Below are 8,426 nucleotides of genomic sequence, written 5' to 3'. Positions count from 1 at the left end.
GGGCGGCTACCTCGACGGCCCGGTGCGGCCACCGAGCTCACCAGCTGGAATCGGTGACCGATCCACCACGATCGCGCTCTACGGTCTCGGTGAAGCGCATGCCGCTGCCGTCGGAGAACTCCCTGCGCTCCCGCGCGTTCGGCGGCGTCGTCGGGGCCGGGACGGGTTCCGGCGCGCGCAGGTCGGGCATGCCCTCCACCAGGTCGGACAGCTTCGGCATGCGCGCACGATGAGTATCCAAGGGAGCCATCAGCTCTCGCGTCTTCCGGGCCACATCGGCACTGGCCTGCTGCGCGGCCTCGGTGACGGCCTTGGCGATCTCGGCGTGGCTGAGATCTTCGATATTCGGCCCGAACTGGGTGTCGATGACCGTGTTGTCGGCATTCACGACGACCGTCACCCGCTTGCCGCGCACCGTGGCGCGGCCGGTCAATTCCGCGCGCTCCTGCTGCAACCGCGCGATGATCCGCATCTGTTCCTGGACGCCGTCGAGGATGTCGGCCAGCTCCGCTTTGGCTTGCTCGTTCGTCATCGGTCGGTGCACCCCGGGATCAGCGGATACCGTCGCGGTTGCCGTGCTCCATGTCGCGCAGCAGATTTGCGGTCTTCGTCTGTCCTTCGCTGAAGTTCTGGAAGGTGCCGGCCACGTTGCGGGCGCCCTTGATCAGGTTGTCCCTGGTCGTGGTGTAACCGCCGGAGCCGTCGGGGCCGTTGGCGAAGTTGCGGCCGATAGTATCGTTGCCCCAGCAGTTTCCGCGCGCGGCGATCGACGCGCTCAATCTGTCGATGATGCCGTTGATCCGGTCCTCGACGTGCCCCGTCTTCTGGGCCGCCTTGCGGAACAGATGCTCGTCGAATTCGACATTGTCCGCCATCGCGTCCGCTCCTCCACCCTCGAGTCCTTCCCACCCACGGTAACACCGGATGACTAATCCCCAGTGACGCCAATATGAACGGCAAATTCCTCGATGTTTGCGGGTAGGCTCCGCACCCAGGTCCAGCAGGTGCGAGCCCGTCAGATGTGCTCGCCCCCGATTTTCGGGGCAGGACGGCGACTCACAGCTCCAGCAGCACGGTGACCGGACCGTCGTTCACCAGCTCGATGCGCATGTGCGCGCCGAACCGCCCGGTCGCCACGGTTGCGCCGAGTTCGCGCAATGCCTGCGCGAAGTGCTCGACGAGGGGTTCGGCGACAGCGCCGGGCGCGGCCGCCGACCAGGACGGACGCCTGCCCTTCTTGGTGTCCGCGTACAGCGTGAACTGGCTGACCACCAGAATCGGCGCGCCCAGATCCGCCGCCGAGCGCTCCCCGTCGAGGATGCGCAGCCGCCACACCTTGTCGGCCAATCCCCGCGCGGTCGCCTCGGTGTCGGAGTGCGTGACGCCGACCAGGGCGACCAGGCCGTGCGGGAGGCCGTCGGCAGCCGGGTCGATCCGGCCGACGACCTGCTCGTCGACGGTTACCCGGGCCGAACTCACGCGCTGTAGAAGGGCTCGCACAACCGTCGATCATGCCTTCCGCCGATGCGGTGACGGCCGCCTGGGTCACCGCACGCCGGACAACCCGGTCTGCCTGGCGGGATACAGGTGCGCGCGGGCGGCAACCGTGACAAACTCGGTGCGCAGAAGATTGTGTTGCGCGGTTGCCGCGCGTTGGCGGAGGATCATGCTGGAAACGAGGAGCGCGATGGATCTGGACGCGATGGAGCGTCAGATCGCGGCGGATCGGTATGCGGCCCTCGACCGGACGGTCGAATCCGAATTGCGCTTGGCCACCTCGCTCGGCGAACTCGCCAAGGGGCTGATCGCCACCAAGAACAACGGCTCGACGCGCGACCGCACGCGCGAAGCGCTGGCGCCCGCCGAAGAGGCGGTGGCGATCCGCCTGCGCCTGCTGTCCAGGGGGCAAGTGCTCACCGCCCGCCTCGCCGGGGAGTTGAACGACGCGCTGCGCTCCTTCGAACAGGCGGCGCGGCACAGCGGCCGCAGGGAACTGGCCACCACGACGATCCGGCGCGCCTGCGACGTCTACCGGCAGGTGGCGCGCGAGCATCCCGAGGTCGCGGGCCCGTGCGCCGACGGCCTGTCCAAGTGCGGTGTCTGGCTGGGCAGGCTGGACCAGGACGCCGCCGTGGCCGCGACCGAGGAGGCGGCCCGCATCCGCGCCGCCTTGGCCGCAGCGAACCCGGAGCTGTCCGGCAAGTACCTGGCCAGTTTGAGCACGCTGCTGCGCACGCTCATGGTCGGCCGGTCGCGCAAGCAGGCCATCGCGATGTACCGGGAGCGGTACGCCGCGTTCACCTCCACCAGCATGTCGATCCGGCTGCGCGCCTGCGGCATCCAGGACCTGGACCTCACCCCCAAGTCGCACCGGGCCCTGGTCGAATTGGGTTGCCGCACCCTGGAGGGAGCCGGACGGCTCACCCAGCAGCAGATCATGTTCAAATCCTCCGGCGACCTCTCGACCGTCGAGGAGATCAACTGGAAGCTCGCCTTGGTGGGCCTGCGCCCGCTCGCGCCGGGCACCGAGCAGGACCAGCCGTCGACGCCGGTGCAGATCGGTTCCACCTTCGGCGCGCTCAGCGTCTACCTGCCGGAGCGGGACGCCATCGCCCAGGTGCGCGCAGCGATCATCGCGGCCTACGCGGTCGACGACGCCTATCCCCTCGACCGGGACAGCTATCTCGGTACCCCCGAGTCGAAGTGGAAGATCCGTGAGCCGAAGCTGAACACCTCCACCACCCTCGGCGACGACATCGTGCTGATCGACCAGCCCTACGGTGGCTGGGTGACGGTCATGAGCCTGAACTGGGAACTCACCCCGGTGGCGAAACATCCGCTGGCACTGCGCCTGTCCCAGGACTGGCCCGTCGCGGCGATCACGGTCACCGAGGACGTGGCCTACGAGTTGTGCTGGTACGAGCGCGGCGCGGCCACCCAGTACGCCGCGCTCGGCCGTCCGGCCGGCCAGGCTCCCCTCGACAAACCGCTCGCACCACTGGATTTCGAGACGCTGGCCCTGTACAACCCCGATCGGGCGACGGAGAGCAAACTGCGCGCGGCCTTCGGCAACACGAAGGCCTTCGCCAACCTCACCTACCTGCCGGATTGCGGCCTGCGCCAGATCACTGCCGACACGCCGTTGTCCGAGCACGGCGACCGCGTGCTGTTCTTCCGCACCACACCCTGATCCGCTGTCGCCGCACCGATTTGCGGCAAGGTAGCACATCCGTCAGCGGGGGGCGGTGAACAAAATACCCGGCGCGCCAGCCCCGCATCGCCACAGGTCATTTGACCAGGAAACCGTACTCCGAGTTGAACGCGCCGTCGCGCCGCGCGTCCTGCTGGTTACCGCACTCACGGGTAACCAGCAGGCAAACGAATTTCTCGAGAACTAATTGAACGGAATGTTTGATCCGCTCCATGGAGTGCTCTACTGAAACAACGCCCGCACGATGTACCGGATCGCAGCACCGATGCCGCAGCGCCGTCCGGGCGGCTTGGAAAAAGTCACACGAAGCTACCCGAGGGCCCTATGGACCAACTGGCGTTGGCGGACACCCCGACCGCCCGATGCGCCTACTATCGACACACCTGCGACCTGCCCGCCGGAGTTCATCCGGAGATAGGCCGAATCGTCCTGCGCGCCGGATTCGTCGGCGCGATCACGATGCCCGCCGCGTTGGGGCAGAATGTGCGCGACGATCTCGTCCATCGCCGAATAGCGTTGGGCCCGATCATCTCTCACGTCCGGTCCAAACGATGGACGTTCCTCACCCGGCCCGACTTACCCGACGACGTCCGCCTGTTCGCCGAGCTGTTCCGCCTGAACGTCTCGATCGTGCCGAGCGGCGGCGAGATCGCCCTGCCGTCCCCCGCGGCGGCCGACGCCGACTACCGGCACTGGATCGTTCCTCCGGAGAACGGTTTCCGTCCCGCGGGCTCATCCATCGTCGATGCCGTGCGGTCCTGCACCAGAACGGTCAGGCGATGACCACCGGCGCGGTTCTTCCGGCGAAACATCAAGTGCTGCAAGCCTGCCGAGGCGAAATGCAGGAGAGCAACCCGCTGCTGCGTTGTGCGCACGAACTCACCACGTTGCACGAACGCAGGTTGAGCGCGGCACACGATGCGCTCGACGAGATAGACGCGTTGCGCGCGAGCCTGATTCGCGACATCGACCGGTGGATCACCGTGCAACTGCCCCCCGCCCACGGCGCGGCGCACGTGCACACCGAGACCGTCGGCGCGGTGATCGATCGCCTGGCCCAGTTCACCGCGAACGCCTACGCGGCGCTGGCCAGCGCTTCGGAATGGGATCTGTGGGACGCCTGGCAGCGTTTGGCCGAACTGGCCGTCGGCTACGACGACCTGGCCGCCGAGGTCTGCGCGGGCGTGCGCAGGCTGCCCGGCGCGTCTTAGGTTCCCGCGCGCGGCTCCCCATCCGTAGAGTCAAACGGATGGGGAGTCCGGACGACCACGACGAGAAGCTCGCCTTGCACGCCAGGAGAGCGAGTTCGTTCGGCGCGCACGCCGCCGCGTACGCCGAACACCGACCCGATTATCCGGCCGCGGCCATCCGCTGGGCGCTGGCCGCCGTCGCCCACCGGCAGCCGCCGACCGTCCTCGACCTCGGCGCAGGAACCGGCAAGCTGACCGAGGGCCTGCTCGAAGCAGGCGCCACCGTGATCGCCGTCGAGCCGGACGAGCACATGCGCGGTGAGTTGCACCGGCGCTTCCCGCACGTCACCGCCCACGCCGGTACGGCCGAAGACATTCCGCTCCCGGACGATTCCGTGGACGCGATAGTCGCCGGACAGGCGGTCCACTGGTTCGACTTGGACCGGGCCTATCCGGAGTTGCGCAGAGTCCTGCGGCCCGGCGGCGTTTTCGCCGCCCTGTGGAACACCGACGACAGCTCCGTGGACTGGGTCGCCGGGCTGAAAGCAGTGGCCGGATCCAGCGCGTCCACCGCACAGCCGCCGGGCGGCCGAGTGGTTCTACCCGCGCATCCGTTGTTCCGGGATCACGAGTTCGAGCGTTCGAGCTTCCCGCACCGGTATCGGCGCACCGCCGAGTCTTTGACCGCGACCATCGGCACGCAATCGCACACACTGGTCATCTCGCCCGAAGAGCGGGCCGAGGTGCTCGGTCGGATCATGGCCTATCTGCGCGAGAGGCCGGAGACGGCGGAGGGCGAGTTCGATCTGCCCATCGTCACCTTGGCACTGCGGACAATCCTGCGTCCCGCCCACTGAACGGCTACTTACGCATACGAAATAGCCAGGCCAGAGCGCCGCCCACCCTGCAACGAAGCCCTCGATGCAGGCGGAATCGCAGCGAACTGCGGAGTGCGCCAAGTCGATTCGAGTAGCGGCCTACTCACGTCAACCCCGCCTGCGCGGCCATACGCTGACGGCATCGTTCAGAACAGTCCCGAAACCCAAGGAGAAGTAACCGTTCCACCCCGCACGGGCACCGACCGGGCCCACCGCTTCGGCTCGACACGAAGGACGCGGGCGCAAGGAACGACGTCACCGATCCAGCGCACGCTGGGTATCGCCCGGGGCGTGTCGGCGCATGGTGTCGGCACGCGGAGACGCGGCGAGATCGACCAGGGCATCCTGGCGTCGGTGCGGCTCGTTTCCTCGCCGCGCAGTGTGACCGAACCGAACCGTCCGACGGCCCGCCCGCTACTCCGGACGCAGTGTCAGGATCCGGGGTCCGTCCTCCGTGACGGCGACCGTGTGCTCCCAATGTGCCGCACGACTGCCGTCCACGGTGACCACGGTCCAGTCGTCGTCGAGCACCTTCGTCTGGGTGGTGCCGAGCGTGAGCATCGGCTCGATCGCCAGCACCGAGCCCACCACCAGCCTCGGGCCCTTACCCGGCTCCCCCTCGTTGGCGAGGAAGGGATCGAGGTGCATCTCGCGCCCGATGGCATGCCCGCCGTAGCCGTCGACGATGCCGTAGGCGCGCCCGTGCTCCTTCTCCGCCGCCCGGGTACCGAGCTCGATGGCGTGGGAGACGTCGGTCAGCCGGTTGTCGGGCAGCATCGCCGCGATGCCGGCCTCCATCGACGACTTGGTCGCCGCACTGAGCAACCGATCGGCCTCGATGATCGTGCCGACGCCGAAGGTCCAGGCCGAATCACCGTGCCAACCGTCGAGAATCGCGCCACAGTCGATGGAGACCAGGTCGCCCTCGGCGAGGATTTCCTCGGCCGTGGGAATCCCGTGGACAACACGGTCGTTCACCGATGCGCAGATGGACGCGGGAAAGCCGTGGTAGCCCTTGAAGGAGGGCACCGCGCCTGCATCCCGGATCACCTGCTCGGCGACCTCGTCCAGTTCCAGGGTGGACACCCCGGGCTTGGCAGCGGCGCGCACGGCCACCAAGGCGCGGCCGACGATCGCGCCTGCCGCCGCCATGGCATCCAGTTCGCCTGCCGTCCGGAACGGCACGACCTTCTTCTTGCGGTTGAAGACCATCCGGCCTCAGCGCTCCATCGTCGACCGGCTCAGTGACCCAGCGCGCGCAGCGCCCGCGCGTTGACGTCGTCGACCTCGCCGACGCCGTCCACCGAGACGACCAGGCCGTCGTAGTGATCGAGCAGCGGCTCGGTCTCCTCGCGGTACACCCGCAGCCGGTTGCGGATCACGCTCTCGTTGTCGTCGGCGCGGCCGCGCGCGAGCATCCGCTCCACCACGGTGTCCTCGGGCACGACGAACCGCAGCACCGCGTCGAGCTTGGTGTTCATGTCCTTGAGGATCTTCTCCAGCGCGTCGGCCTGATCGACCGTGCGCGGGTATCCGTCCAGGACGAAGCCGTTGACGGCGTCGGGCTCGTTGACCCGCGCCTCCACCATGCGATTGGTCACGTCGCTCGGCACCAGGTCGCCCGCGTCGAGGTACTTCTGCGCCTCGCGGCCGAGCGGGGTCTGCTGGCTGATGTTCGCGCGGAACAGGTCCCCGGTGGAGATGTGCGGAACGCCCAGCTTCTCCGACAGCAGGACGGCCTGGGTGCCTTTACCGGCGCCCGGCGGACCGAGCAGTACAACTCTCACTTGAGGAACCCTTCGTAATTTCGATTCATCAGCTGGCTCTCGATCTGCTTCACGGTGTCCAAACCGACGCTCACCATGATCAGCACCGCGGTACCGCCGAACGGAAGGTTCTGCGTACCGCCGGAGGCGCCGATGTCGAGGAACAGGTTCGGCAGCACCGCCACCAGACCGAGATAGATCGAGCCGGGCAGGGTGATGCGGCTCAGGACGAAGTTGAGGTAGTCGGCGGTCGGCTTGCCGGGACGGTAGCCCGGGATGAAGCCGCCGAACTTCTTCATCTCGTCGGCGCGCTCCTCCGGGTTGAAGGTGATCGCGACGTAGAAGTAGGTGAAGAACACGATCAAACTGAAGTAGATCGCGATGTACACCGGGTTGCCCGGATTCACCAGGTATTTCTGGATGATCTCCTGCCACCAGCTCGGATTCTGGTTGTTCTGCGACCCGGTCAGCTGCGCGATCAGGTTCGGCAGATACAGCAGCGACGAGGCGAAGATGACCGGGATGACACCCGCCTGGTTCACCTTCAGCGGCAGGTAGGTCGAGGAGCCGCCGTACATCTTCCGGCCGACCACGCGCTTGGCGTACTGGACCGGGATCCGGCGCTGGCCCTGCTCGACGAAGATCACCGCGGTGATGATCGCCAGCGCGGCGACGCACACCAGACCGAAGACCAGACCGCCCCGGCTGTCCAGGATCGCCTTGCCCTCGCTCGGGATGCGGGCGGCGATGCCCGCGAAGATCAGCAGGGACATGCCGTTGCCGATGCCGCGCTCGGTGATCTGCTCGCCGAACCACATCACCAGCGCCGCGCCCGCGGTCATCACGAGCACGATGATGATCATGCCGAAGATGCTGGTGTCGGCCAGGATGTCCTTCTGGCAGCCCTGCAGCAGCTGGCGGCGGGCCGCGAGCGCGACCAGACCGGTGGCCTGCAGGATCGCCAAGGCGATCGACAGGTATCTGGTGTACTGCGTCATCTTGGTCTGGCCGGATTGGCCTTCCTTGCGCAGTTCCTCGAACCGCGGGATGACGACGGTGAGCAGCTGGATGATGATGCTCGCGGTGATGTAGGGCATGATGCCGATCGCGAAGACCGACAGCTGCAGCAGCGCACCACCGGAGAACAGGTTGATCAGCTGGTAGATGCCGCCGGACTCACCGCCGGAGACCAGGTCGATGCACTCCTGGACCGCCTTGTAGTCGACGCCGGGGGACGGCAGCGAGGCACCGAGCCGGTACAACGCGATCAACCCCAGCGTGAAGAGAATCTTCCGCCGTAAGTCCGGAGTCCGGAAGGCCGATACGAAGGCGGAAAGCACTGATCCTCCTGGCGAACGACATGGTCATGACATGGATGTTC

At 67.3% G+C, this 8,426-nt stretch carries 10 protein-coding genes; 4 read left to right on the top strand and 6 right to left on the bottom strand.

The annotated features are described in order from the left end of the window. Nucleotides 1-37: 37 nt before the first annotated feature. From ACWDMM_RS19160 to dtd, 3 genes are all read right to left on the bottom strand, one after another. The gene (locus ACWDMM_RS19160) at nt 38-532 is read right to left on the bottom strand and encodes a YbaB/EbfC family nucleoid-associated protein (RefSeq protein WP_195080391.1); all 495 of its coding nucleotides are present in this window, start codon (nt 530-532) and stop codon (nt 38-40) included. A 19-nt stretch (nt 533-551) separates the two neighbouring features. After that, a complete protein-coding gene (locus ACWDMM_RS19155) occupies nt 552-875 on the bottom strand; it encodes a hypothetical protein (RefSeq protein ID WP_195080390.1) in 324 nt (107 codons plus the stop codon). 181 nt (nt 876-1,056) lie between these two features. Next, nucleotides 1,057-1,500: a D-aminoacyl-tRNA deacylase gene (gene dtd, locus ACWDMM_RS19150; RefSeq protein ID WP_195080389.1), complete on the bottom strand. Its 444-nt coding sequence runs from the start codon at nt 1,498-1,500 to the stop codon at nt 1,057-1,059. A 166-nt stretch (nt 1,501-1,666) separates the two neighbouring features. On the opposite strand from dtd, the gene ACWDMM_RS19145 reads away from it, so the two are divergent. The 4 genes from ACWDMM_RS19145 (at nt 1,667) to ACWDMM_RS19130 (ending at nt 5,258) form a co-directional block, all read left to right on the top strand. Beyond that, a complete protein-coding gene (locus ACWDMM_RS19145; protein WP_323124515.1) occupies nt 1,667-3,190 on the top strand; it encodes a hypothetical protein in 1,524 nt (507 codons plus the stop codon). Nucleotides 3,191-3,535: 345 nt separating this feature from the next. Then, on the top strand, nt 3,536-3,994 hold the full coding sequence (locus tag ACWDMM_RS19140) for a DNA-directed RNA polymerase subunit beta (RefSeq protein WP_357106639.1): 459 nt from the start codon (nt 3,536-3,538) through the stop codon (nt 3,992-3,994). After that, nucleotides 3,991-4,422, top strand: a complete 432-nt coding sequence (locus ACWDMM_RS19135; protein WP_195080387.1) for a DUF4254 domain-containing protein — start codon at nt 3,991-3,993, stop codon at nt 4,420-4,422. The genes ACWDMM_RS19140 and ACWDMM_RS19135 overlap by 4 nt, the downstream gene beginning before the upstream one ends. A 38-nt stretch (nt 4,423-4,460) precedes the next feature. Then, a complete protein-coding gene (locus tag ACWDMM_RS19130) occupies nt 4,461-5,258 on the top strand; it encodes a class I SAM-dependent methyltransferase (protein ID WP_357106643.1) in 798 nt (265 codons plus the stop codon). Nucleotides 5,259-5,693: 435 nt separating this feature from the next. Here ACWDMM_RS19130 and map read toward each other — a convergent pair whose 3' ends face one another. Genes map through secY form a run of 3 tightly spaced genes read right to left on the bottom strand, consistent with a single transcriptional unit; the run spans nt 5,694 to nt 8,385 of the window. Further along, nucleotides 5,694-6,491, bottom strand: coding sequence for a type I methionyl aminopeptidase (map, locus tag ACWDMM_RS19125; protein ID WP_195080385.1), 798 nt, complete (start codon nt 6,489-6,491; stop codon nt 5,694-5,696). Nucleotides 6,492-6,520: 29 nt separating this feature from the next. Then, nucleotides 6,521-7,066, bottom strand: coding sequence for an adenylate kinase (locus ACWDMM_RS19120; RefSeq protein ID WP_067807905.1), 546 nt, complete (start codon nt 7,064-7,066; stop codon nt 6,521-6,523). Then, nucleotides 7,063-8,385 carry a preprotein translocase subunit SecY gene (gene secY / locus ACWDMM_RS19115; protein WP_195045194.1) on the bottom strand — a complete coding sequence of 441 codons (1,323 nt, stop codon included), beginning with the start codon at nt 8,383-8,385 and terminating at the stop codon, nt 7,063-7,065. Before secY ends, ACWDMM_RS19120 begins: the two co-directional genes overlap by 4 nt. Nucleotides 8,386-8,426 lie beyond the last annotated feature (41 nt).

The sequence above is a fragment of the Nocardia sp. NPDC003726 genome, from assembly GCF_053586955.1.
The sequence above is the reverse complement of the archived record's forward strand: the minus strand, read 5'-3'. Positions and strand labels throughout refer to the sequence as shown.

Coding starts and splice junctions, on each gene's coding strand:
- ACWDMM_RS19160 (WP_195080391.1), bottom strand. CDS start 532: ATGACGAACGAGCAAGCCAAAGCGGAGCTGGCCGACATCCTCGACGGC.
- ACWDMM_RS19155 (WP_195080390.1), bottom strand. CDS start 875: ATGGCGGACAATGTCGAATTCGACGAGCATCTGTTCCGCAAGGCGGCC.
- ACWDMM_RS19145 (WP_323124515.1), top strand. CDS start 1,667: ATGCTGGAAACGAGGAGCGCGATGGATCTGGACGCGATGGAGCGTCAG.
- ACWDMM_RS19140 (WP_357106639.1), top strand. CDS start 3,536: ATGGACCAACTGGCGTTGGCGGACACCCCGACCGCCCGATGCGCCTAC.
- ACWDMM_RS19135 (WP_195080387.1), top strand. CDS start 3,991: ATGACCACCGGCGCGGTTCTTCCGGCGAAACATCAAGTGCTGCAAGCC.
- ACWDMM_RS19130 (WP_357106643.1), top strand. CDS start 4,461: ATGGGGAGTCCGGACGACCACGACGAGAAGCTCGCCTTGCACGCCAGG.
- map (WP_195080385.1), bottom strand. CDS start 6,491: ATGGTCTTCAACCGCAAGAAGAAGGTCGTGCCGTTCCGGACGGCAGGC.